23 protein-coding genes are annotated in these 22,018 nt (G+C 66.2%); 18 read left to right on the top strand and 5 right to left on the bottom strand.

Annotated elements, in window-relative coordinates; translation table 11 throughout:
* Positions 1 to 9 precede the first annotated feature (9 nt).
* The 3 genes from NA5_RS04375 to NA5_RS04365 all read left to right on the top strand — a co-directional run bounded on the left by NA5_RS04375 (position 10) and on the right by NA5_RS04365 (position 2,884).
* Complete coding sequence (locus NA5_RS04375; RefSeq protein WP_062982105.1) at positions 10 to 888, top strand: phosphoribulokinase; 879 nt, start codon at positions 10 to 12, stop codon at positions 886 to 888.
* Positions 889 to 1,010: 122 nt separating this feature from the next.
* Entirely contained in the window at positions 1,011 to 2,177 is a 1,167-nt protein-coding gene (locus NA5_RS04370) for a thiolase family protein (protein ID WP_062982103.1), read from the top strand.
* A gap of 155 nt (positions 2,178 to 2,332) precedes the next feature.
* Positions 2,333 to 2,884 carry a Uma2 family endonuclease gene (locus NA5_RS04365; protein ID WP_062982100.1) on the top strand — a complete coding sequence of 184 codons (552 nt, stop codon included), beginning with the start codon at positions 2,333 to 2,335 and terminating at the stop codon, positions 2,882 to 2,884.
* A gap of 168 nt (positions 2,885 to 3,052) precedes the next feature.
* Here NA5_RS04365 and dinB read toward each other — a convergent pair whose 3' ends face one another.
* Both dinB and NA5_RS04355 read right to left on the bottom strand, forming a co-directional pair.
* Positions 3,053 to 4,306, bottom strand: a complete 1,254-nt coding sequence (gene dinB / locus NA5_RS04360; protein WP_062982099.1) for a DNA polymerase IV — start codon at positions 4,304 to 4,306, stop codon at positions 3,053 to 3,055.
* Between the two features lie 131 nt (positions 4,307 to 4,437).
* The gene (locus NA5_RS04355; protein WP_062982097.1) at positions 4,438 to 5,391 is read right to left on the bottom strand and encodes an NAD(P)-dependent alcohol dehydrogenase; all 954 of its coding nucleotides are present in this window, start codon (positions 5,389 to 5,391) and stop codon (positions 4,438 to 4,440) included.
* Positions 5,392 to 5,801: 410 nt separating this feature from the next.
* Here NA5_RS04355 and NA5_RS04350 point away from each other — a divergent pair, with 410 nt between their 5' ends.
* Both NA5_RS04350 and NA5_RS04345 read left to right on the top strand, forming a co-directional pair.
* Positions 5,802 to 7,142 (top strand): hypothetical protein, encoded by a 1,341-nt coding sequence (locus tag NA5_RS04350; RefSeq protein WP_062982410.1) that lies wholly within the window; start codon positions 5,802 to 5,804, stop codon positions 7,140 to 7,142.
* Positions 7,139 to 8,530 carry an outer membrane protein assembly factor BamB family protein gene (locus tag NA5_RS04345; RefSeq protein ID WP_062982095.1) on the top strand — a complete coding sequence of 464 codons (1,392 nt, stop codon included), beginning with the start codon at positions 7,139 to 7,141 and terminating at the stop codon, positions 8,528 to 8,530. The genes NA5_RS04350 and NA5_RS04345 overlap by 4 nt, the downstream gene beginning before the upstream one ends.
* Before the next feature lie 161 nt (positions 8,531 to 8,691).
* Here NA5_RS04345 and NA5_RS04340 read toward each other — a convergent pair whose 3' ends face one another.
* Positions 8,692 to 9,420, bottom strand: coding sequence for a GntR family transcriptional regulator (locus NA5_RS04340; protein WP_062982408.1), 729 nt, complete (start codon positions 9,418 to 9,420; stop codon positions 8,692 to 8,694).
* 84 nt (positions 9,421 to 9,504) lie between these two features.
* On the opposite strand from NA5_RS04340, the gene NA5_RS04335 reads away from it, so the two are divergent.
* Genes NA5_RS04335 through NA5_RS04325 form a run of 3 tightly spaced genes read left to right on the top strand, consistent with a single transcriptional unit; the run spans position 9,505 to position 11,167 of the window.
* The gene (locus tag NA5_RS04335; RefSeq protein WP_062982093.1) at positions 9,505 to 10,038 is read left to right on the top strand and encodes a YbhB/YbcL family Raf kinase inhibitor-like protein; all 534 of its coding nucleotides are present in this window, start codon (positions 9,505 to 9,507) and stop codon (positions 10,036 to 10,038) included.
* Positions 10,039 to 10,097: 59 nt separating this feature from the next.
* On the top strand, positions 10,098 to 10,328 hold the full coding sequence (locus NA5_RS04330) for a hypothetical protein (RefSeq protein WP_062982091.1): 231 nt from the start codon (positions 10,098 to 10,100) through the stop codon (positions 10,326 to 10,328).
* Positions 10,325 to 11,167 (top strand): SDR family NAD(P)-dependent oxidoreductase, encoded by an 843-nt coding sequence (locus NA5_RS04325; RefSeq protein ID WP_084483865.1) that lies wholly within the window; start codon positions 10,325 to 10,327, stop codon positions 11,165 to 11,167. The genes NA5_RS04330 and NA5_RS04325 overlap by 4 nt, the downstream gene beginning before the upstream one ends.
* A gap of 441 nt (positions 11,168 to 11,608) precedes the next feature.
* On the opposite strand, the gene NA5_RS04320 is transcribed toward NA5_RS04325, so the two are convergent.
* Positions 11,609 to 12,097 (bottom strand): MarR family winged helix-turn-helix transcriptional regulator, encoded by a 489-nt coding sequence (locus NA5_RS04320; RefSeq protein ID WP_062982089.1) that lies wholly within the window; start codon positions 12,095 to 12,097, stop codon positions 11,609 to 11,611.
* 79 nt (positions 12,098 to 12,176) lie between these two features.
* Here NA5_RS04320 and NA5_RS04315 point away from each other — a divergent pair, with 79 nt between their 5' ends.
* From NA5_RS04315 to katG, 7 genes are all read left to right on the top strand, one after another.
* Positions 12,177 to 12,542, top strand: coding sequence for an antibiotic biosynthesis monooxygenase family protein (locus NA5_RS04315; protein ID WP_084483864.1), 366 nt, complete (start codon positions 12,177 to 12,179; stop codon positions 12,540 to 12,542).
* A 135-nt stretch (positions 12,543 to 12,677) separates the two neighbouring features.
* Complete coding sequence (locus NA5_RS04310) at positions 12,678 to 13,112, top strand: DUF4267 domain-containing protein (protein WP_062982084.1); 435 nt, start codon at positions 12,678 to 12,680, stop codon at positions 13,110 to 13,112.
* Between the two features lie 40 nt (positions 13,113 to 13,152).
* Positions 13,153 to 13,416 (top strand): DUF2871 family protein, encoded by a 264-nt coding sequence (locus NA5_RS42800; RefSeq protein ID WP_062982083.1) that lies wholly within the window; start codon positions 13,153 to 13,155, stop codon positions 13,414 to 13,416.
* A complete protein-coding gene (locus NA5_RS42795; RefSeq protein WP_218020045.1) occupies positions 13,413 to 13,577 on the top strand; it encodes a hypothetical protein in 165 nt (54 codons plus the stop codon). Before NA5_RS42800 ends, NA5_RS42795 begins: the two co-directional genes overlap by 4 nt.
* Before the next feature lie 235 nt (positions 13,578 to 13,812).
* Positions 13,813 to 14,637: an SCO6745 family protein gene (locus NA5_RS04300; protein WP_062982081.1), complete on the top strand. Its 825-nt coding sequence runs from the start codon at positions 13,813 to 13,815 to the stop codon at positions 14,635 to 14,637.
* Between the two features lie 218 nt (positions 14,638 to 14,855).
* The gene (locus NA5_RS04295) at positions 14,856 to 15,260 is read left to right on the top strand and encodes a Fur family transcriptional regulator (RefSeq protein WP_371856370.1); all 405 of its coding nucleotides are present in this window, start codon (positions 14,856 to 14,858) and stop codon (positions 15,258 to 15,260) included.
* Between the two features lie 45 nt (positions 15,261 to 15,305).
* Positions 15,306 to 17,531, top strand: coding sequence for a catalase/peroxidase HPI (gene katG / locus NA5_RS04290; protein ID WP_062982077.1), 2,226 nt, complete (start codon positions 15,306 to 15,308; stop codon positions 17,529 to 17,531).
* Positions 17,532 to 17,561: 30 nt separating this feature from the next.
* Here katG and NA5_RS04285 read toward each other — a convergent pair whose 3' ends face one another.
* On the bottom strand, positions 17,562 to 18,770 hold the full coding sequence (locus tag NA5_RS04285) for a metallophosphoesterase (protein WP_245672086.1): 1,209 nt from the start codon (positions 18,768 to 18,770) through the stop codon (positions 17,562 to 17,564).
* Positions 18,771 to 19,347: 577 nt separating this feature from the next.
* Here NA5_RS04285 and NA5_RS04280 point away from each other — a divergent pair.
* From NA5_RS04280 to NA5_RS04270, 3 genes are all read left to right on the top strand, one after another.
* Complete coding sequence (locus NA5_RS04280; RefSeq protein WP_062982075.1) at positions 19,348 to 19,728, top strand: BlaI/MecI/CopY family transcriptional regulator; 381 nt, start codon at positions 19,348 to 19,350, stop codon at positions 19,726 to 19,728.
* Positions 19,725 to 20,672, top strand: a complete 948-nt coding sequence (locus NA5_RS04275) for a M56 family metallopeptidase (RefSeq protein WP_062982073.1) — start codon at positions 19,725 to 19,727, stop codon at positions 20,670 to 20,672. Before NA5_RS04280 ends, NA5_RS04275 begins: the two co-directional genes overlap by 4 nt.
* A 66-nt stretch (positions 20,673 to 20,738) precedes the next feature.
* The gene (locus NA5_RS04270) at positions 20,739 to 21,851 is read left to right on the top strand and encodes a DNA glycosylase AlkZ-like family protein (protein WP_062982072.1); all 1,113 of its coding nucleotides are present in this window, start codon (positions 20,739 to 20,741) and stop codon (positions 21,849 to 21,851) included.
* Positions 21,852 to 22,018 lie beyond the last annotated feature (167 nt).

Genomic DNA, 22,018 nt, shown 5'->3' with positions numbered 1-22,018 from the left:
GGAGGTGTCATGTCGGTCAAACATCCCGTCGTCGCCATTACCGGATCCTCCGGTGCGGGCACGACCAGTGTCACGCGGACCTTTCAGGAGATATTCCGCCGCGAAGGCATCAATGCGGTGATCGTGGAGGGGGATTCGTTCCATCGCTACGACCGCAATGAGATGAAGCTGGCGATGGCCGAGGCGGAACAGAACCATAATCGCACCTTCTCGCATTTCGGCGAGGAGGCGAATCTGCTGAAAGAGCTCGAGACGCTGTTCCGGGATTACGGTGAGACCGGCGTCGGTTCGGTGCGGAAATACCTGCACGACGAGTTGGAAGCCAAACCCTATGGGCAACCGGCAGGCACCTTCACGCCGTGGGAGGATCTGACACCGGGCAGCGACCTGCTGTTCTACGAGGGGTTGCACGGCGCGGCCGTCACCGATTCGGTGAATGTCGCGCAGTACGCGGATCTGCTGGTCGGAGTGGTGCCGATTGTCAACCTCGAATGGACCCAGAAGGTGATCCGGGACAAGACCGAACGCGGCTATTCGAGTGAGGCCGTGATCGATACGATCCTGCGTCGCATGCCCGACTACGTGAAATACATCTGCCCCCAGTTCTCCCACACCTACGTCAACTTCCAGCGCGTCCCCACCGTGGACACCTCCAACCCCTTCATCGCCCGCACCATCCCCACCGCCGACGAAAGTTTCGTCGTCATCCGCTTCGCCGACCCCAAGGTCATCGACTTCCCCTACCTGCTGTCGATGCTGCACGACTCCTTCATGTCCCGCCCCAACTGCATCGTCGTCCCCGGCGGGAAAATGGAGCTGGCCATGCAACTCATCTTCACGCCCCTCATCCTGCGGCTGATGGATAAGCGTCCCAAGCGTTCTCGCTGATCGCCGTAGTGGTGTGCCGGTGCGGGTGCACCGGGTGGCGCTGGGTGCTCCGGTTCGGCGTACAGTGTCATAAGTTAATCATCGTTCGCGCGATGCGATCGTAGACACAGTAGGGAGCCGTCATGACATCCGCAGTCATCGTCGACGTTGTCCGAACGCCATCGGGGAAGGGGAAACCCGGTGGTGGACTCTCGAATGTGCATCCCGCGACCCTGCTGGCCGATCTGCTGAGGACCCTGATCGAGCGCACTGACCTCGATCCGGCACTCGTCGATGATGTGATCGGCGGTTGCGTCACACAGAGCGGTGAGCAGGCATTCAATATTTCGCGCACCGCCGTGCTGGCCGCTGGGTTCCCGGAGTCCGTGCCCGCCACCACCGTCGACCGGCAATGCGGATCGAGCCAGCAGGCCGCGCATTTCGCGGCACAGGGTGTGATCGCCGGTGCCTACGACATCGCGATCGCCTGCGGTGTGGAGTCGATGAGCCGAGCGCCCATGTTCTCCAATGCCCAGGGCAAGGATGCCAACCGCGCTCCGCTGGCCAACCGCTTCCCGGAAGGCCTTATCGGACAGGGCATTTCGGCCGAGATCATCACCCAGCGGTGGAAGCTGGACCGGGAGACGCTCGACGCCTTCGCCGCCCGCTCGCACCGGTTGGCCGCCGAAACCGCCGCGTCCGGTGGCTTCGACAACGAACTCGTCCCCGCGGGCACCCTCACCGCCGATGAGACCATCCGCCCGAGTACCACCGCGGAAGGCCTGGCCGGACTGCGACCCGCGTTCGCCGACGACGAGTTCGGGGCGCGCTTCCCCGAAATCGAATGGTCCATCACACCGGGCAACTCGTCCCCACTCACCGACGGCGCCTCGGCCGCGCTGATCATGAGCGAGGAAAAGGCGAACGCGCTCGGACTGCGCCCGCGTGCCCGCTTCCACTCCTTCGCGGTCACCGGCGACGACCCATTGCTGATGCTCACCGCCGTCATCCCCGCCACCTGCAAGGCACTCGCGCGCGTCGGGCTGACCATCGACGACATCGACACCTACGAAGTGAACGAAGCCTTCGCCCCCGTACCGCTGGTCTGGCAGCACGACCTCGACGCCGACCCGGCCAAACTCAACCCCTGCGGCGGCGCCATCGCCCTCGGCCACCCCCTCGGCGCCTCCGGCACTCGCATCCTCGCCACCCTGCTCAACCACCTCGAACAGTCCGCAGGCCGCTACGGCCTGATGACCATGTGCGAAGCAGGCGGCCTCGCCAACGCGACCATCATCGAACGGCTCTGAGCGCCGATGCCGGGCGCGGTACTGGCCGAGTGACCCCAACGCGACCAGATGCCATAAGCTGCAACGTAGTACGGCCTGACGTGAGTCGTCTTCTCCGAGCGAGGCTGCCAGTGACCGTTCTGCCTATCTGGGCCGAAGACCCAGGGTCCTTGGAGATGACCGAGGTCGATTACGACCAACTGCCGGACGACTTGCGCAAACTCATCGAGATCATCGACGGCAACGTAATTCGCTGTCAGAGCGGCTCCCCCGAGCACAGCAATGTCGCCCGTCGACTCGCCAACCATCTCGAGGCCGCGAAACCGTCGGAACCGCGCGCGGGCGTGGCAACCGGCCTCGACCTTCGATTCACCAGGCGACGAAAACGCGACGGGGCGTTCTCGTTCCGACGCCCAGACGTCACCGTCCACCGTTGCGTTGAGCGCGGTGCCAAGCTCCGTGCCGCCGACGCATTGATGGTCGTCGAGGTCCTTTGCCCTGGATCAGGCTATATCGACACTGTCGACAAGCTCGCCGAGTATGCCTACGAAGGCATTCCCATCTACCTGATCGTGCAGCTTGACGCGAACCTGTACGTGAAGACGATTCAGGAGTATCGGCTGGACTGGGCGACTCGTGCTTACCGGCTCGCCGAAACACATGAGGAGATCCTGTCTCTGGAGAGCCCTTTCTCGGCGGCGATCGCCTTCGCACTCCTGGATGGCTGACCCCCTGGTTCTATTGGGGCGCAGACGTTTACGGTTCGCCCTGTTCACGGCGGCGTTCTTCCTGTTGGCGCCGCGACGCTGGACTCGACGCGTTCACGCAGGGAGGCTGTCATCGTCCAGGGTCCACGGGACGTAGCGTCTGGGCCGGTCGTGTCTGCGGTCGAGCAATCAGTCCGGGAGCAGCGGGACCGAGAGGCCTTCGCCGCGGCCGAGGAGGGCGGCGCGGGTGACGGCGGAGGAGCCGAAGCGGCGGCGCAGGTCGTCGAGGGTGGCGTCGAGGGTGTTGCTGGCGCGGGGTTCCAATGGCAGCGTGAGCTGGACGGCGTCGGCATTCTCGAGATTGGTCAGTGCCAGCCCGATCAGGGTGAGACCGCGCTCCTGGATCATCGGCATCGCGGTGCCGAGCAAGATGCGCGCGGCGTAGAGGATGGTCTCGGTGTGGTCGGTGGCCTCGGGCAGGGTGTGCGAGCGGGTGGCGCGGGTGAAATCGTCGAAACGCATGCGCAGCACCACGGTTCGGGTCACCCGCTCGGCCGCGCGCAACCGACGGCCGAGGCGGTCGGTGAGGCCGTGCAGGTAGGCCTCGATCTCGTCGGGTGGTCGGTGCCGACGACCGAGTGCGCGTTGTGCGCCGATGGACCGGCGGCGGACGCCGGTTTCGACGCGGCGCGGGTCGCGCGCCCAGGACAGTGCGTACAGGTGCCGGGCCGCGGCGGATCCGAGGATGGCGCGCAACGGTGATTCGCCGAGTTCGGCGAGTTGACCGATGCGGGTGATGCCGTGTTCGTGCAACGTGCGCGAGGTGACCTCGCCGACGCCCCACAGTCGTTCGACCGGCAGCGGATGCAGGAAATCGAGTTCGAGTTCGGGCGGCACCAGGCGCAGACCATCGGGTTTGGCCACCGCGCTCGCCACCTTGGCCAGGAATTTCGTCCGCGCTATACCGACCGAAATCGGCAGCCCGACCTGCTCGCGCACCGCATCACGCAACCGCCGCCCGATCTGGACGGGTTCGCCGGCGATCCGCCGCAGCCCGCCCACATCGAGAAACGCCTCATCGATCGAAATGCCCTCGACCACCGGTGTGGTGTCGTGGAAAACCTCGAACACGGCCCTACTCGCCTCGGCATAGGCCGACATGCGCGGCGGCACCACAATCGCGTGCGGGCAAAGCCGCAGCGCCGCACCACCATTCATCGGCGTGCGCACCCCGAATGCCTTCGCCTCATAGCTGGCCGCCAGCACAACCCCACCGCCGACGATCACCGGCCGCCCGCGCAACCGCGGATTATCGCGCTGCTCCACCGAGGCATAGAACGAGTCGAGATCCGCATGCAGGATCGACGCCTCGGCCCGCGCCTCGATTCGCGGCCGTCGAGGACGCGGCGCGATCGATGAGCGGACGGAATCGGACACGAACATATGTTCGCATAGATCGCCCTCTACCGCGATGGTCCTATACCGTCAAGCCCAGGTTGCGGATGGCCGTTTCGAGTTGCTTCGCATTAGCTGCGCGCTCCTGGCGGTACCGCTTCAATGCGCCATCATGCCGATTAGCGGATCTCGACCACCACTTTGCCGAGGGCACGCCCCGCACCGACATGGGCCAGCGCGGCCGCCGTCTCGTCGAGAGGGAAACTGCGGTCGATGTGGATATCGATCCGGCCCGCGACACACGACTCCGCGAGGGGTGTGAAGTGCGCGGGCCCTTCCTTCACCGCGAGGACCCCGAGCCTGCGGCCGGTCACCATTCCGGCGACCACTCCGACCGTCGTCATCCGCAGCAACGCGCGGGTGGTGCCGCCGACGCAGCGGTACCGGCCGCCGCGTGCGATCGACCTGCGATAGGCGAAGACCGATCGGTGGGCGACGAGGTCCAATACCCGGTCGTACGGTCCGGTCCGGGTGAAGTCCTCGGTGCGATAGTCGATGACCTCGTCGGCACCGAGCGTGCGCATGAACGCCAGTTTGGCTGCGTTGTCCACCCCGGTCACATGCGCTCCCGCGCTCTTGGCCAACTGGATCGCGAACGCTCCCGAGCCCCCGCCCGCACCGTTGATCAACACCGACATACCGGCGGTGATATCGGCTGTGCCGTGCAGTGCGATCGCCCCCGCCTGCGGCAGGGTCGATGCCTCGGTGAAGCTCAGCGACGCCGGTTTGCGGGCCAGCGCTGATTCGGGAGCTACGGCATATTCCGCGAAACCGCCTTTGAGCGTGAGATTGTCGCCGTAGACCTCGTCACCCGGTGCGAACAGAGTGACCTGGGAGCCGACGGCCTCGACCCGTCCAGCGATATCGGATCCGAGAACCGGGCGTCTGGGTGCCCGGAGCCCGCCGATGCGCGAATACAGCGGCGTCCCCAGCAGCGTCTCCCAATCGGAGAGGTTGATCGACGTCGCGTGCACCTGAACGAGCACCTGTTTCGGCCCAGGGGAAGGCACCGGGATTTCCGCGATCGACAGCATCTCGGGACCGCCGTAGCGGTCATACACAACGGCTCTCATGTGATGCAGGCACGGAGCAGCGAACGGCAGCGTGGCACACGGCGAAGTCTAGTCGGGGGACTGTCCCACGATGCGCGAACAGTGCGTCGGCCTTCGGACCGACACTCCAAATCTGATCCTGCACAACAGAATGCGATCGTCGAAAGACGGAAGGGCTGGGACCGGAAGAACTACTTCACGCCGTACGACCTCGAGTAGGTCGGCTCGTCAACTCTCAGCACCTCAGCGCTGTGTTCACGTCGGCCAGGCTCCGTGTGATCGGAACCGTCCGCTACTGCCGCGTTGAGCGCTAAAAGAACCGGCCACGCGCCGCGCCCGAAGGTCAACGGGCTGTGGTCATCTGGGATCGTTGTCATCCGATGCCCCTCTGCGAGTGGGGCATGTCGGTAAGGGCAGACACAATGCAGGACATGGAAACCGGTGATGACAAGGACCCGACCGCGCCTTCCCCGGCTGTCACCCGATGGACGGTGGGTCTGACCTGCGTAGCGATCGTGGCGACCGGTTTTCTCATCGCCGGGCTGCTGCATGAGCCGGAGCCGGAGTTGACGACCGCACCGGTCACCCCCACCACGTCAGAGCCGCCGGATCCGGCCGAGTACGCCTATGTCACTGCGCCGGTTACGTTTCCGGTGCAGATCCCGGGTTGTGATGTCGTCGAGCCCCCACAGCAAGGGCAATCGATCGGGATGGCTTATTTCGACACGTACGGATACGACAATCCGTCCTATCCGTGGTTCTCCGGCCCCAAGGCCGTCGCGATGACGCAGGCGCTGCGGGATGCGCTCCCCGGTGATGTCGAGATCGCCTTCGCATCGGTGGATCGCTCACTGGTGTTCCAGCCGATCCTCGGCGATCCCACCGAGGACAAGGGATTCGGCGGTTGGACCACTGCGCAAGCCACAATGCTGCGCGGCGACCGCGCGGGCACGCTCTCGGTGACCGTTCGGAAGTCCACCACGCCGATCCCGCCATGCGTCGCCGGCAACCTCGACGAAAGGCGACACCTCCCCGACGGCACGATCGTCGATACCGATGACACCTGGTACGAGACGAATGGGGTTCGTACCCTTTCGCGCACCGCCACCGGTTATCTGCCCGACGGATCGGTCGCCCACGCGAACGCCACCGACGAGGCCACGGACGGAACCGGCCGTGCCCGAGCCGTCCCCTTGACCAACGATGATCTCCTCGCGCTCGTCACCGCCCCCGGACTCCGCGTCAGCGCGCCTGTTCCGCCCGAAACGCCGAGCCCGCCCGAGTCCTGCCATATCGGCTCGGAATCCTCCGCTGCGATCGGTGAGGCCCAGGCCCGCCGATGGGACGCGGTGCTGGCACAGATTCGGCTCGACGGCTTGACCCTCGACCGGCCGCTGGGGGCGCTGCTACCGGCGGGCACGGGCGGGGTGTGCCAGGCGGTTCGAGTAACCACACCCGGCCGGCAATCGCAGTTGAGCGTCGCGATCAGCACCGGGCAGCCTCTCCCGCAGGAGCCTGATAGTTCATCGAACGACGGCGCGACCCATGTGGAGTCACGGCGGCTGCCGGACGGGGCGGTGGTCGAGACCCGCGAATGGCGTGCCACGCTGATGGAGCCATCGCCCTCGCCGCGAACGATCCGCACTGTCAGCGTCATCCGCCAGTCCGGGACACGGATCCAGGTCACCTCCACCGACGCCCCCGCCGAGCCTCTGCCGTTCGCGCTACTCGAGGAGATCGCCCTGAATCCGGGCCTCGAGGTGTCGCGATGAGAACAATCCCCGGGCTTCGCAACCTCGTGCTTGCCGCCACGGCGGCCGTAATCACCAGCGCCGCTGCGGTGGTGGTCCTCTCGCAACCCGAGGACAGCACGCGCAAGATCACCGGCACCGCGGACTCCGCTCCGGGCCTCGCGTGGTCGACAAGCGCCGCCGCCTACGGGCGAGCGGGCGCGGAGTTCCGCGACCCTGAGGCCGGCACCGAATTCGATACCGGCGGACCAGGATTCGTTGACGCGGGGGACACGCTGGTGACGGTGGTCGGTGTGCCGGACGATGGCATGTACCTGCGGGATCCTGTGCTGGTCGGCATCGACGCAGGCACCGGTTTACAGCGCTGGCGGACCCCCGCCGCGGACCTACGCGGTTGCGGGCCAACCCCCGTCGACGACCAGGTCGTATGTTTCACTTCCGACCAAGCAATGATCGGATACGACGTTGCCACCGGCGAGGTCACGCGCACGCCGACGGATTGGCTTCCCTTCGCCATCGCGACACTCGACGATCGCGTGTATGTCGCCGAGGGCGACGTCGAATCCGATGACGTGCGCGTCCATGCCGGAACCCTCGCCGATCCGGATGCATACTGGTCCCAGGAATTCAGCATGGGCACCGCGTGGGAAGACCTGCCCGCAGACGCCTTGGACGTCTCCCACGGCCAGGGTGTATTCACCCTCGGCATCGATCTCGCCGGGTTCGACCTCGCCAGCGGGAAGCCGACCTGGAGCGCGACCAAGGACGGATGCTCCGACACCGGCGCAACCAGCGGCGCATTGGTCGTGCACACCCGAACCGAATGCCGCGGTCACAGGATCACCGGCACCACCATCCTCGACCGCACCGGCCGCACTATCGCCGCCACCGATAGCGAAGTCGCCCAAGCCCTTTCGATCGACCGCCCCACCGACGAAACCATCCCCGTCCTGCTCGGCGACAGCGCCCATGACCGCCGCACCGGCAGCCCGATATGGCACAGCCCCGACCTGATTTCCGCACCCCGGGAGACCAACGAATACAACATCAATGCCACCACCGGCACCGCGGCGGCAATTCTCGGCGACATCGCACTACTGCGAGACATCTACGCGCACACCACATCCGGCCTGGACTTACGCACCGGACACCGGCTGTGGCGGACCGAGACCACCCGCTTCGGCACGATCCAGGGATGGGACGGACACACCGTTGTCCTTTCCGACCACACCGGACTCTGGGCGGTCGACCCGCGAACCGGCACCATTGCGTGGGACATCCCGTTTCTCGCCGTGAACGCCGATCTCGATGCCCTCACCGAACCCGGTCAACTCGCCGCACACGGGAAGGGGCGCTACACCTATGCCAGTGCCCGGACGATGATCGGGCTCCGTCCTCTCGAACGCTGACACCGGACTGCCTCGAGATCCCGCGTTCGTCGGTGCTGCTGTCCGCGGCACGGGACTCGGCCAACCGATTCGACTTCGCGCTCGCGGTCATGCTTGGAATGCTCGGGCTACGTATCTTCGAAGCCTGCAACACCGATATCGCCGACATCGGGTCGGCGCCCTCACTGAATCTTGGTTCGACTGACTTCGGACCGACTGGCAGGATCGTCGGAGGTGCCATCAGTCAGCGCGGCAGTCGTCAGGGTGAGGTGCCGAGTCAGCGTGGCGGCGGCGGTGTCGGGGTCACGGGCCAGCGCTGCCTGCTCCAACCGACGGTGTTCGTCGATGCCGTCCCGACCGGGATCGCGGTGCGCCGACCAGCGGCGGGCCAATTCGCTTGCGACCCACATCCTGTCGAACGTTTCCAGCAATACAGGATTGCCGCACCCCTGCAGCAGCGTGCGATGGAATACGCGATGGGCCTCCGCCCATTCCTCGCTGTAGTACTCGCCGCCCTCCGGCGTGAACACTGGCGTGCGAACAAGGCGGTGGTGGGCGGCTCGAACGTCGCCCTCCCAGGCGATATCGCCACGTTCGATCGACATCCGCAGCACGATCGGCTCGATGGTCCGGCGGGCCTCACCGATCTGCTGCCAGCGGTGATCGGAGAAGGCCGGGACCGTGAAGCCGCGATTGGTCAGCCGTTCGGCCAAACCCTCACCGACCAGCCGCACCAACGCCTCCCGCACGACAGCCAAGCTCACACCGTAGTGCCTGGACAGATCCTGTGGCTTGAGCGCGTCACCGGGCGCGTACTCGCCACGCATGATCGCATTCCGCACTTGTGCGTAGACCTGCTCCGAAAGCATCTGCTTCTCCGGTGCAGGCGGGGTTTGAACGGTCCGACTCATGGTCACATCATAGACAGTTTCACAAATAATCGATTATTGTCCGTATCGTCTATCTTGCATGTCCGACCCGAAAGGCGCGACACCATGAGCGCAAACGATCCCTTCGCCCGCCTCCCCGAGGCGCCCTCGTTCACGGTCACCAGCACCACGGTGCGCGATGGCGCCGCCTGGCAGCCCGCGCAGTGGTCCGCCAGTGCTCCTGGCGGCAAAGACGTTTCCCCGCAACTGAGTTGGACCGGCGCCCCAGTCGGAACCAAGAGCTACGCGGTGACCGTGTATGACCCCGACGCTCCCTCCGGCTCCGGCTTCTGGCACTGGGCCGTCGCCAATATCCCGGCCACGACCACGAGCCTGCCCGAGGGCGCCGGGGACGACACAGGCACCGGTTTGCCCCTCGGCTCCTTCCAACTACCGAACGATGCCCGGCTACCGCGATACATCGGCGCGGCCCCGCCTGCGGGGCACGGCGAACACCGCTATTTCGTCACGGTGCATGCATTGGACGTGGACGACATCGGCATCGCCCCCGACTCCACGCCGGCGATGCTCGGTTTCACCATCGCCGGCCATATCTTGGGCCGGGCCACACTCGTCGCCACGGCGGAGACGTTGCGGTGAACCCCGTTCGAGAGGCCGTTTCGCCACCGACGCCGATCCGTCGTCGTGCGCGACTTCCATTGGCCGATTCGATTCCCTGCGCAGTCGAGATCGTTCGCCACTCGCGGCGCGACGGCGAAACCATCGTCGACTGGATCGAGGTCATCGTGAACGGCATACCGATGCAGGCCACCAGTGAGCCGCGTGTAGTGCACACGCCCCTCGGCACGCACGTCACGCTGGACCTGACCGCCACGTCCGTCAGCATCCGGACCAAGACGGAGATCAGAGACTGCAAGGAAACGCTATGAGCGACAACATAACCGGTCGCATGGTCGATCGGACCGTGCTGATCACCGGCGCGACGGACGGGCTCGGTCGCGCACTTGCACTGCGGCTCGGCGCGGCAGGTGCCCGGCTGATCCTGCACGGCCGCAACCCGGACCGGGCCGCAGCGGTCGCGGCCGAGGTTACGGCCGAAAGCGGATACACGCCGCAGATCATGCTGGCCGACCTGTCACGGCTCTCGGAGGTGGAGCGGCTGGCCGAGGAGATCATCGCTCGCACGTCGCGAGTGGATGTACTGGTGAACAATGCCGGCACCGGCGGCCGGACGGACGGGCGGCGGGCGCTCAGCGCCGACGGCAACGAATTACTCTGGGCGGTTAACCATCTCGCCCCGTACCTGCTGACACGGCGGCTGCTTCCGCTGCTGCGATCCTCTGCTCCAGCGCGAGTGGTGAACGTAGCCTCCGCCGGGCAGCAGGAGATCGACCTCGACGACCCGACCCCCGAACACGACTACGACGCGTACACCACCTACTGCCGCGCCAAGCTGGCGATGATCATGGCCACGATCGAGTACGCCGCGGAACTCGACGGAACCGGCGTCACCGTGAACGCCTTGCACCCGGCCACTCTCATGCCGACGACCATGGTGCTGCAATCCGGTGTCACGCCGATCAGCACGATCGCGCAAGGCGTGGACGCGACCCTCCGACTGATCTGCGACCCGGCCCTGTCGCAGACAACAGGCCAGTATTTCAATGGCACCAGACAGAGCCGTCCGCACGCGCAAGCCGGAGATTCGAGGGCGCGCCGCCGCCTCCTCGAAATCAGCGACACAGCGGTCGCTTCAGCCGTGGGCTGACGTACTGAGCCGGTGGTCGCGCGTCGCGTAGCCTACCGGCACATCACCGCTGAATCCGGTGATTGTGTTCTTCGTCGAACGCACTACATTGCCGCTGCGCGGGCGTTGGTCGGCCGTCTGGATTCGTTGGCTGGCACGGCTTTCCAATGCACGCAGATTCCGAATCGAGTGCGTTCAGCCGCTGGCCCAGCAATGAGATGAGAGCGCGGGGAGAACCGCCGTATCGACCCGCCGCAACAGTCGGTCAAACTTCCGGTCAGCCTCGACGCCTACCCGGCGCATACATCTTCACCGTCAAACTTTCTGGCAGGGTTTGCTCGGTTCGCACTCCGAGCACAAGATCAGGAAGGGAGCCCGTCTGTGGCCGGGTCACGGCGGTCGAAGATTCCGGTCGAAGACACAGTGCGGGTGGCGTTGTCGGTGCTGGGCGGGGCGCAGGGTTCACCGTGGTTGTCGGCGTGCGCGGCGCCGTCGTTGCAGGCCGGGGTGCACTCCGGGCGGGAGGCCCGCGTGTGCGGCGATGCGGTGGAGTAGCGGAAGGAGCAGGGTTCGCTCGGTCTCGTCGAGTGGGGCAAGGATTTCCGATTCCAATGCGTCGGCCTCGGATTGGATCGCCTTCAGCACCTCGCGTGCCTGATCGGTGAGATGGACCGCGTGTGCGCGCCGGTCGGCGGGATGCGGCTGCCGGGTCACCAGTGCGCGTTCCTCCAGCTCGTCGACCAGTCCGACCATCGCGTTGCGGTGAACCCGCAACAGATCCGCGAGTTCTTGCTGACTCCGGCCATCCGTGACGGCCAGTTGGGTGAGGACCGCGAAGTGGGCCGGGTCCAGATCCAATCGCGCGAGCTGCTCGGTGAGCCGGTGCGACACGTGGAAACCGATCTGCGACAGCAGGAATGCCCCGCGCGAGTCCAGCGGCCGGTTCGTCATGACTCCCAGACTAGCAACTCAACATGATTGCCATCTAACCGTATTGACATAAAAAATGATTGTCACTTAATGTGACAATATGACGAACCCAAGCACTCCGGCCGTCCCTGACAGCGACGCCCCGGTCACAGTGATCAACACGATGTCGGTACCCGCGGCCCAGCGGGACCTGTTCCTGCAGCGCTGGCGCGACAGCGCCCAGTACATGGCGGCCGCGTCCGGTTTCCGTCGAACCCGGATGTTCCAGGCGGCCGGTGAGGCGGCCGAGGCGGTGTTCGTCAACGTCGGGGATTGGGACAGCGGCACTGCCCTGCGCAACGCCCTCGGCACTCCGGAATGGCGCGAGCTGACGCTGCGGATCCAAAACGATCTCGACCTCACCGCACGACCGATGATCTTCCATCTCGCCCTCGAATTAGGACCCGGCGACGTGCTGTCTCGGTGACCGCCGATCGGTAACCAGAATTCCACGGCCCGGCCGACTCGCGCGAGAGCGCAGTCGGCCGGGTATTACCCCTCGGCAGGGCCGGATGCCTTGTCGGACAACAATTCCCCGTCTCAACGTCACAGGAGAACAACCATGTCGCGCAAGAACCTCAACACCGTCCTGGCCGCCGCTGTCGTTCTGTTCACCTTCTACCTCGGGATCTCGTTCGTCCTGACTCCCGCGGATTCCGCCCATGGCTTCGGCCTGCCGGACTGGCCCGCGGGCGACGGCGTCGGCTTCCTCATCGTGAAGGGCAGCCGCGAACTCGCGATGGGTCTGGGCATGGGCGCCCTGCTGGTAACCGGCCACCGCCGCGCCATGGGCTGGGTCCTGCTGACGGTGGCCGTCGCCCCGTTCGGCGACATGATCAACGTCCTGGCCCACCACGGCTCCACGGCCACCGCCTTCGGCGTCCACGGCCTGACCTCCGCGCTGATCGCGGTAACGGGCGCGCTGATCCTCCGCGAAACCGGCAAGGCGCCAGCCCAGCAGGCCGCCGCCCCAGCGCCCACCGCACAGCTCGCTTGACGTCTACACGCCCGCAACATATTTCACGAACGAGGACTCGATGAAACCGCTCTACTGGGCCGCCGTCGGCTACACCGCACTGGGACTGCCCTCGGGCCTGTTCTACCGCGAACTCACCAAAGCCCACCAGTTCACCGGCAAGACCGAACTCGCCGTGGTCCACACTCACCTGCTGGCGTTGGGAACACTGTTCTTCCTGATCGCCCTGGTGCTCGAACACCAACTCACCCTGTCGAACACCCGCGCCTATCGCTGGTTCCTCACCGTCTACAACACCGTGTCCTCTGGGCGGTGTCGTGCATGACCATCATCGGTGCCCGCACCGTCCTCGGGTACGGCGAATCCACACCACTATCGGAGCTGGCGGGCATCGGTCACGTCCTGCTGACCATCGGATTCGTGCTGTTCTTCCTGACCGTGCACCAGGCCATCACAGCTCGCCCCGAGACGGTGGTTCCCTCCTGAGACCAGCCGAATCCCGCCACGATCTGGACTCGAGACGGCCCTTTCCCGCGTCGAACTTTCTGGCAGGTTGGCCGAGGCCAGCGCAGAGGTGCCCGGCATGGCGTCTGCGCCGATCGCGGTGGTGCCCACGGGCGGGCGACCCGGGTGTTCGCGGATCAGGCATTGGCGCGTCACCGATGATTTCGACCGGCGCGGCCAGTCATATCCAGCACACGACCACAGGAGATACCGACCGATGCCGCACCCACAGGCCAAGATCCATCGCATGTTCGAGCTCGTCGAGCCGATCGCCACCATCACCTTCTCCAAAATGCCGACCGAGGCGTTCCTGGCCCTCGGCATGCGCAACTACTGGGACGGATACTTCGCGGGCCGGGCCGCACCGCTGGGGCTGGCACCGGCGGCTGTGGTGCACGCGGTCTTCTACAACTTCGCCGACGGCGAGGTGGCACGCCACATCCCATGGGTCTGGGGCAAGATCACCCCGCAGGAGGCGATCGCCGTGCGCGAGCGAGGCAGCGCCGCCGCGCTGCGGCAGAAGATCGGGGAGCTCACCGAGTCTTTCGGTCTGGTGCGGGTCGCCGACCTCGCCGCCCGAGCGGCGGTGAGCGCGCCGACCGAGGGCCGAGCGCTGTACGCCGGGCTCCGGGCGCTCGACGCGCCCGAGGAGCCGGTGGCCAGACTCTGGCACGCGGCGACGCTGCTGCGGGAGCACCGCGGAGACGGCCACAACGCCGCCCTCGTCGCCCACGGCATCGGCGGCACCGAGTCCCACGTCCTCATGGCTCTGTCCCTCGGGATGAGGGCGGAGAAGTTCGGCCGGATCCACCACCTGCCCAAGGCGCAGCTGGCCGCTGTCGTCGACGGGCTGCGCGGCCGCGGCCTCGTGGACGCCACCGGCGGGTTCACCGATGCTGGCCGGGAGACCAAGCAGCGGATCGAGGCTCGCACCGACGAGTTGGCGGCGCCAGCGTACGACGTGCTCAGCGCGGACGAGCTCGACGAGCTGATCGCGAGGCTCGAGCCGATCGCCGCCGCGGTACAGCCCGTCGACGACTGAGCGGGCGCATCGAGCAACGGCCACGACCTCGGCTCGGCCAAGGCCGCCGCAGGTGCTGTGCGCGTACCACGCGGCCAGCCAGATCCTGCCAAGATGACTCGAGACAGCCCGGTAGCGCGTCGTGGTTGCTGGCCACACCGACGACGCGGCGATGCTTGACTCATTCCAGAAAGCGGACGAGACTCCTGGGCGTGTCCACGGCCACGGAATTCCAGCAGATGCTGCGGGGAGTTTCGCTTCGCGTGACGGCTCCCCGCATCGCGGTGTTGAGTGCGGTGCACGACCATCCACACGCCGACACGGATTCGATCATCCGCGCCGTGCGATCTCGCCTGTCAGCGGTGTCGCACCAGGCGGTCTACGACTCGCTGCGCGTGCTCACCGCCGCAGGCCTGCTTCGATGCATTCAACCGTCCGGTTCGGTCGCGCGGTACGAAACACGGGTCGGTGACAACCACCATCACGTCGTATGCCGAGGGTGCGGATCGATCGCCGATGTCGACTGCGCGGTCGGTGCGGCCCCGTGCTTGACCGCGTCCGACGACCGCGGCTTCGCCATCGACGAGGCCGAGGTCATCTACTGGGGCACGTGTCCCGATTGCGCCGCATCCCAGGTCGATTGATCACATCCCGGCCGCTGCCCGCTTACCTATTCAGGAAGGAATGTCATGACATCCGACAGCCGCCCGCCCACTCCTGAGAACGGAACTCGAAGCGCGAGCGAGAGCGAGAACCCGGCCATCCCGTCCCCGACTGCGAAGACCGACCATCGTCCCCGCAGCAACAAGGACTGGTGGCCCGAGCAGATCGATGTCTCGGTGCTGCACGCACATTCGTCCAAATCCAATCCGCTCGGCGAGGATTTCAACTACGCCGAGGAGTTCAAGAAGCTCGATGTCGACGCTCTGAAGGCCGATGTCGCCGCGCTGCTGACCGACTCGCAGGACTGGTGGCCCGCGGACTACGGCAACTACGGTGGCCTGTTCATTCGGATGAGCTGGCATGCGGCGGGCACGTACCGGATCGCCGACGGGCGCGGCGGCGGTGGTCAGGGCGCGCAGCGCTTCGCGCCGCTCAACAGCTGGCCCGACAACGCCAGTCTGGACAAGGCGCGTCGGCTGCTGTGGCCGGTCAAGCAGAAGTACGGCAACAAGATCTCCTGGGCCGACCTGTTGGTGTTCGCCGGAAATGTCGCTCTCGAATCGATGGGTTTCCAGACCTTCGGCTTCGGGTTCGGCCGACCCGATATCTGGGAGCCGGAAGAGGTGTTCTGGGGCCCGGAGGACACCTGGCTCGGCGATGAGCGCTACAGCGGCGACCGAGATCTGGCGAAACCTTTCGGCGCTGTCCAGATGGGCCTGATCTATGTGAATCCGGAAGGGCCCAACGGCCGCCCGGATCCGGTGGCCGCCGCCCGGGACATCCGAGAGACGTTCGGCCGGATGGCGATGAACGACGAGGAGACCGCCGCACTGATCGTCGGCGGCCATAGTTTCGGCAAGACCCACGGGGCGGGCGATGCCGAGCTGGTCGGTCCCGAACCCGAAGCGGCCCCGCTCGAGCAGCAGGGCCTGGGCTGGAAGAGTTCCTTCGGTACCGGCAAGGGTAAGGACGCCATCACCAGCGGTCTCGAGGTCGTCTGGACCGCCACTCCGACCAAGTGGGACAACAGCTTCCTGGAGAACCTCTACGGCTACGAGTGGGAGCTGACCAAAAGCCCGGCCGGGGCGTGGCAGTACCAGGCGAAGGGCGGGGATGGTGCCATTCCGGATCCGTTCGGCGGGCCGGCCCGAACCCCGACCATGCTGACTACGGACCTGTCGCTGCGGGAAGATCCGATCTATCGGGAGATCACCCGCCGCTGGCTGGATCACCCCGAGGAACTGTCCGAGGCGTTCGCCAAGGCGTGGTACAAGCTGCTGCACCGTGATATGGGACCGATCAGCCGCTACCTCGGGCCATGGGTTGCCGAGCCGCAGCTGTGGCAGGATCCGGTTCCGGCCGTCGATCACGAACTCATCGATGAACAGGACATCGCGGCGCTCGGGCGCAAGGTCCTCGACTCCGGCCTCACGGTCGCGCAGCTGGTCAAGACCGCGTGGGCGGCGGCGGCGAGCTACCGCAGCACCGACAAGCGCGGCGGTGCCAACGGCGCCCGGATTCGGCTCGAGCCCCAGAAGGGTTGGGAGGCAAACGAACCCGCTGAGTTGGCGAAGGTACTTCCCGTACTCGAGCAGATCCAGCGGGAGTTCAACGGTTCGGCCACCGGCGGCAAGAAGGTCTCGCTGGCCGACTTGATCGTCCTCGCCGGGTCAGCGGCGGTCGAGAAGGCGGCCAAGGACGCCGGGCACGACATCACGGTGCCGTTCACGCCCGGACGGACCGACGCCACCCAGGACAACACCGATGTGGAATCGTTCGCGGTGCTCGAACCGCGGGCGGACGGGTTCCGCAACTACGTGCGGTCCGGTGAGAAGGCTCCGCTCGAGCGTCTGCTGCTCGACCGCGCGTACATGCTCGACGTGACGGCTCCGCAGATGACAGCACTGGTCGGTGGCCTGCGCGCCTTGGGCGCCAATCACAGTGGCAGTAAGCACGGTGTGCTCACCGAGCGTCCGGGCGTGCTGACGAATGACTTCTTCGTCAACCTGCTCGACATGCGCACCGAATGGAAGCCGTCGGAGTCCGCGGAGAACGTCTACGAAGGTTTCGACCGGTCCTCCGGCCAGCCCAAGTGGACGGCCACCGCCAACGACCTGATCTTCGGTTCGCATTCGGTGCTGCGCGCGATAGCCGAGGTTTATGCGCAGCAGGACGCCGCGGAGCGGTTCGTGAGCGACTTCGTCGCCGCGTGGGTCAAGGTGATGGAAAACGACCGGTTCGACCTCGCCTGATCGGCTGGGTCGGCGGTGGGGTGGCAGCAGTCACGCCAGCTTCGACGCGAGTTCGATCACGGTGATATCGGAGGGTGCGCCGACCCGGACCGGGGGTCCCCACGCGCCCGCGCCGCGGGTGACGTAGAGCTGGGTGTCGCCGTAGCGTTCCAGGCCCGCGACGGTCGGATTGGCAAGGCCCGCAAGATAATTGCCTGGCCATAACTGGCCGCCGTGGGTGTGGCCGGACAGTTGCAGGTCGACGCCGAACTCGACCGCATCGTGGATCTGTACCGGCTGATGCGCCAGCAGCACCGCGGTGCGGGCGAGGTCACGGTCGCCGAGCGCGGCGGCGAAATCCGGTCCCTGCCCGATCCGTCGACCCTGAATGTCGTTGACACCGGCGAGGTCGAAATACGGCAGCTCGGTGCGGCTGTTCGCCAGCAGCCGCAGTCCGAGTTCCTGCACATGCTCGATCCACTGCTCGGCACCGGAGAAGTATTCGTGGTTGCCGGTGACAAAGTAGGCGCCGTGCCGTGCCTGCAACCGTGCCAGTGGTTCGACCGCCGAGCGCAGGTGTTCGACGCTGCCGTCGACCAGATCGCCCACCACGGCAATGAGGTCCGGCTGGGTGTCGTTGATCGTCTCGACCACCCGCTCGGCGAATCCGCGACCCAGAATCGGACCGAGATGAATATCGCTGACCACGGCGATCCGGAAGCCGTGCCCGGCACGCGGCAGATTGGCCAGCGGCACCGTCAACTGCTTCACGCGTGGGCCGGTGAGCACGCTGTTGGCGCCGTAGCCGACCGTGCTCACCGCCGCCAGCGTGGCCGCGGCACCCACCGCCCGAGCGACGAAGAGTCGCCGTGGAACCGGCGCGGGATGATCTTCCGTCGTCGCGTCGACTGCCGGAACGGCCTCGGGCTTGCGCGAAAGCCAACCCCGGATAAGCGGCCGCACCAGCTCACCGATCAACAGCCATAGCACCAGATACAGGAACAGCGCGGCCCACAGATAGCCGGGCCAGGCGATGATCCGGGTGATCAGGAACGGGACTCCGGCCGATTCGGACACGAATGCGCCGATCAAAAGCGTTGTCCCCGTGACGATTACGCCGGACCCTACCCGGCGGGCGGTCGATCCGCGCTCCGTCGTATCCGACACCAGCCGCCGCCACAGATACCAGTGCGCGCCGACCACTCCCACAACGACGATTACCGCACCGATGACGATTCCCACAGCGACCACCACGTCCACCGCAGCACTCTATGTCCAGTCGAGGACAAGTGCTGTCGGCGCTGTGAATCTGAGCCAGCGCGCATTACCGCGTTTGCCGTATAACCCGGCACAAATGGTGCCACTGGCGCACCCGCGACGGCCTGACGTTGGCGAACCCCTCCAATGGAAGGTGAGGTGGCGGAACTTCGACGCGCGATGAGACCGCCGACAGTTTCGCTCGAGACTCCGGCTACGAACCCGAGGCGGCGTTCGTCCCCGATCTGATCGTGATCGGCCTGCTCCTTGTCAGCGGACTGTTCTTGCTCAGCCTGCTGATATTCGACCGCGACGCGCTCGAGACCGAGCCTGGAGAGATGAGCGTTTTCGAGCATTGAGTGGGAGCGCCAAGAGTTTCGACCCCGAGCGCGAGTACTACGGTGCAGACCGCGAGTGGCTACGACAGGAGCGTGTCGGGTACGACTCGGAGAACCTGTTCTACCTCGCGCCTATTGTGCCATCTGACAGGCGAATCTACGGTATGACTACGTAGTAACAGGCCGAGCCAGCTACCCTGATACGTCATAGATGTCCAGTATTTGATGAGGGAGACGGCATCATGCGTACATTCGGGGATTTGGAGGCGGTGATCATGGACCGCATCTGGGATCGGGACGCGGAGACCACAACGGTCCGCGAAATCTTCGACGAACTGGCCGCCGAACGCGGTATTGCCTACACCACGGTCATGTCGACCATGGACAACCTGCACCGCAAGGGCTGGCTGGCGCGCGAACGCGCGGGCAAGGCATATCGATATTGGCCGACCATGACACGCGAGGAACACAGCGCGCGGCTCATGCTCGAGGCACTCGGCTCCGGCGGCCGCTCGGATCTGGTGCTCAGCCATTTCGTCGATCGGATCAGTGAGGAGGAGTCGGCCGGACTGCGTGCCGCGCTGCGTCGACTGACCTCACGCAAAACCCCAGGGGTGCCGTGAACATAGCCGTCAGCCTGATGATCTACGGCAGCTTGGTGGCCACCTTCGGCCCGACCGTGCTGCGCAGACTCACCCGGCGCGGCGTCGCGCCCCGACTCGGGGTGCTCGCCTGGCTGGTCGCGATCGCGGGCGCACTGGGTGCGTGGGTGATCGCGGCCGCCATGCTGATCGTCGAATTCGCCACTTACTGGCATCCCGGCGAGACGCTGCACGACTGCTATACCGCGTTGGCCACACCGATGCGCCTGCATGGTGGCCTGCTGGTCCAATTGGGGACTTTGACCTGTGCGGCGCTGGTCGCCGTCGCGCTCCTCGGCCTGCTGGCGCATGCCGCACGGGCGATGCTGTACATGCGGCGCAAGACCATCGCGCACGGACGGGCGGTTCGCATGGTCGGTCGTCGAGTGCCTGGCGTCGGTGCGCTCGTGCTGGATTCGCCCGAGCGCCAAGCCTATTGTGTGGCCGGACGGCCCGACACCATCGTCGTCACCAGCGCGGCGGTCGACGCGCTGAGCGAGAAACAGCTCGCCGCGGTGCTCGCCCACGAGCACGCACATCTGAGCGAGCGGCATCCCGGACTGCTCCGATTCCTGCGCGGCATCGCGATCACCCTGCCCGGCATGCGTCTGGTGAGCGATGGGGTGCACGAAATCGGTCGACTACTCGAGATGTGCGCCGACGATACGGCGGCGCGCACACACGGCAGGGAGCCGCTGCTCGGGGGTCTGCTCGCGATCGTCGGTGCGACCGAACCGCTGCCGTCGGGGGCGATGAGCGCGGCGGCCACCGCGGTACTGGATCGGGCCGAACGCTTGGTCGCACCGGTCGGTGCGGTGCATCGCGCGACGAACCGGACCGCGTTGCTCGCTGTGATGGCGGCAACGGTAGTTGGCCTTCTCGAGATCGCGGTCGGAGTACTGTTCTGCAGCACAGTGCTGGGATGAATCCGGCACTGCATCGGATCCGGTAAGGGGCTGGGTCCGGTCGGCCGGAACAGAGGAGAGGCGTAGGTGCACGTCACCTGGGAGCAGGTTTTCGCTTGGCGGCTGCGCAGGCAATTCGTCGCCGCACCCAACGATGCCGGGGTCACCGAGATCGTCGAGCGCCTGTGTGGTGTGCAGGCCCAAGTGACCGCGGCCGCGGATCTCGCGGTGGCGCTACGGCGCAGCAAACCCGATCCAGGTGCGCTACTACCGGAATTGGCGGCGGGCACCTTGATGAAGACCTGGGCCATGCGCGGAACTCTGCACGCGCTCGCCCCCGATATGGCGGCCGCGGCTCTGTCCTTGATCGGTTCCGCCCGCACCTGGGAAAAGCCCGCGTGGCAGCGCACCTTCGGGGCTTCTCCGGCGGAGGTCGCGGCGCTGGCCGATGCGGTGGCGCAGGTGCTCGACGGCGTGGTGCTCAGCCGAGACGAACTGGTCGACGCGCTGGTCGCCGACCCCGCATTCCATCGGCTCGGTGCCGAATTGCGCTCCGGCTGGGGTGCGCTGCTCAAGCCGTTGGCCTGGCAGGGAGCGCTGTGTCACGGTCCCGCGCAAGGCAATCGGGTCACCTTCACCAGCCCGGCCCATCTGATCCACGGTTGGCGTGGCCTGCCCGAACCCGATGCCGCCGCACCCGTGGCCATTACCGGTTACCTCGGCGCCTACGGCCCGGCGACCCCGGAGGCATTCGATGCCTGGCTCAGTCGCAACAGTCTGAAGAAGACCACGGTGCGCCGGTGGTTCTCCGAACTCGGGGACGCACTCACCGAGGTCGATATCGCAGGCCGCCGCGCCTACATACTCACCGAACACGCCGAGGAACTGGCCGCCACGAAACCGATTCACGGCTCGGTGCATCTGCTGGGCGCCTTCGACCAATACGTCCTCGGACCGGGCACCGGTGACACCGAACTGCTCCGCACCGAACATCGGTCCCGAGTAAGCCGGGCCGCGGGCTGGATCTCTCCCGTCCTGGTCGTCGACGGCCGCATCGTGGGCACCTGGGAGACCACCGCCGACGACCTATCCGTCACCACCTTCGACGGCTCCCTACCCCCGACCCACGACCTGAAAACCGCCGCCGACCACGTCGCCGCCGCCATGGGCCACACCGGCTTCACCGTCCACGTCGCGTAGTGGCCGGATGAGTTCGCTGTCTACATTGTCCGCTCGTGAAATAGCCACGGATCGTCTGCTGCTGCGCAAGGGGTCGCCGTAGTACCGGCCGAAAATCGGGCCCGGATCATCGTGCTGGCCGCGGAGTGGCGCATGCCGAGATCGCGTGGCGCTTCGAGATTTCGCAA

This window comes from Nocardia anaemiae NBRC 100462 (assembly GCF_001612725.1).
In the GTDB taxonomy this organism is placed as follows: Bacteria; Actinomycetota; Actinomycetes; order Mycobacteriales; family Mycobacteriaceae; genus Nocardia; species Nocardia anaemiae.
Note: the sequence above shows the minus strand (reverse complement) of the source record. Positions and strands in the feature narration are given on the sequence as shown.

Excerpts from the sequence above, each read along its gene's own strand:
- NA5_RS04375 (WP_062982105.1), top strand. The coding sequence starts at position 10 with ATGTCGGTCAAACATCCCGTCGTCGCCATTACCGGATCCTCCGGTGCG.
- NA5_RS04370 (WP_062982103.1), top strand. The coding sequence starts at position 1,011 with ATGACATCCGCAGTCATCGTCGACGTTGTCCGAACGCCATCGGGGAAG.
- NA5_RS04365 (WP_062982100.1), top strand. The coding sequence starts at position 2,333 with ATGACCGAGGTCGATTACGACCAACTGCCGGACGACTTGCGCAAACTC.
- dinB (WP_062982099.1), bottom strand. The coding sequence starts at position 4,306 with ATGTTCGTGTCCGATTCCGTCCGCTCATCGATCGCGCCGCGTCCTCGA.
- NA5_RS04355 (WP_062982097.1), bottom strand. The coding sequence starts at position 5,391 with ATGAGAGCCGTTGTGTATGACCGCTACGGCGGTCCCGAGATGCTGTCG.
- NA5_RS04350 (WP_062982410.1), top strand. The coding sequence starts at position 5,802 with ATGGAAACCGGTGATGACAAGGACCCGACCGCGCCTTCCCCGGCTGTC.
- NA5_RS04345 (WP_062982095.1), top strand. The coding sequence starts at position 7,139 with ATGAGAACAATCCCCGGGCTTCGCAACCTCGTGCTTGCCGCCACGGCG.
- NA5_RS04340 (WP_062982408.1), bottom strand. The coding sequence starts at position 9,420 with ATGAGTCGGACCGTTCAAACCCCGCCTGCACCGGAGAAGCAGATGCTT.
- NA5_RS04335 (WP_062982093.1), top strand. The coding sequence starts at position 9,505 with ATGAGCGCAAACGATCCCTTCGCCCGCCTCCCCGAGGCGCCCTCGTTC.
- NA5_RS04325 (WP_084483865.1), top strand. The coding sequence starts at position 10,325 with ATGAGCGACAACATAACCGGTCGCATGGTCGATCGGACCGTGCTGATC.
- NA5_RS04320 (WP_062982089.1), bottom strand. The coding sequence starts at position 12,097 with ATGACGAACCGGCCGCTGGACTCGCGCGGGGCATTCCTGCTGTCGCAG.
- NA5_RS04315 (WP_084483864.1), top strand. The coding sequence starts at position 12,177 with ATGACGAACCCAAGCACTCCGGCCGTCCCTGACAGCGACGCCCCGGTC.
- NA5_RS04310 (WP_062982084.1), top strand. The coding sequence starts at position 12,678 with ATGTCGCGCAAGAACCTCAACACCGTCCTGGCCGCCGCTGTCGTTCTG.
- NA5_RS42800 (WP_062982083.1), top strand. The coding sequence starts at position 13,153 with ATGAAACCGCTCTACTGGGCCGCCGTCGGCTACACCGCACTGGGACTG.
- NA5_RS42795 (WP_218020045.1), top strand. The coding sequence starts at position 13,413 with ATGACCATCATCGGTGCCCGCACCGTCCTCGGGTACGGCGAATCCACA.
- NA5_RS04300 (WP_062982081.1), top strand. The coding sequence starts at position 13,813 with ATGCCGCACCCACAGGCCAAGATCCATCGCATGTTCGAGCTCGTCGAG.
- NA5_RS04295 (WP_371856370.1), top strand. The coding sequence starts at position 14,856 with ATGCTGCGGGGAGTTTCGCTTCGCGTGACGGCTCCCCGCATCGCGGTG.
- katG (WP_062982077.1), top strand. The coding sequence starts at position 15,306 with ATGACATCCGACAGCCGCCCGCCCACTCCTGAGAACGGAACTCGAAGC.
- NA5_RS04280 (WP_062982075.1), top strand. The coding sequence starts at position 19,348 with ATGCGTACATTCGGGGATTTGGAGGCGGTGATCATGGACCGCATCTGG.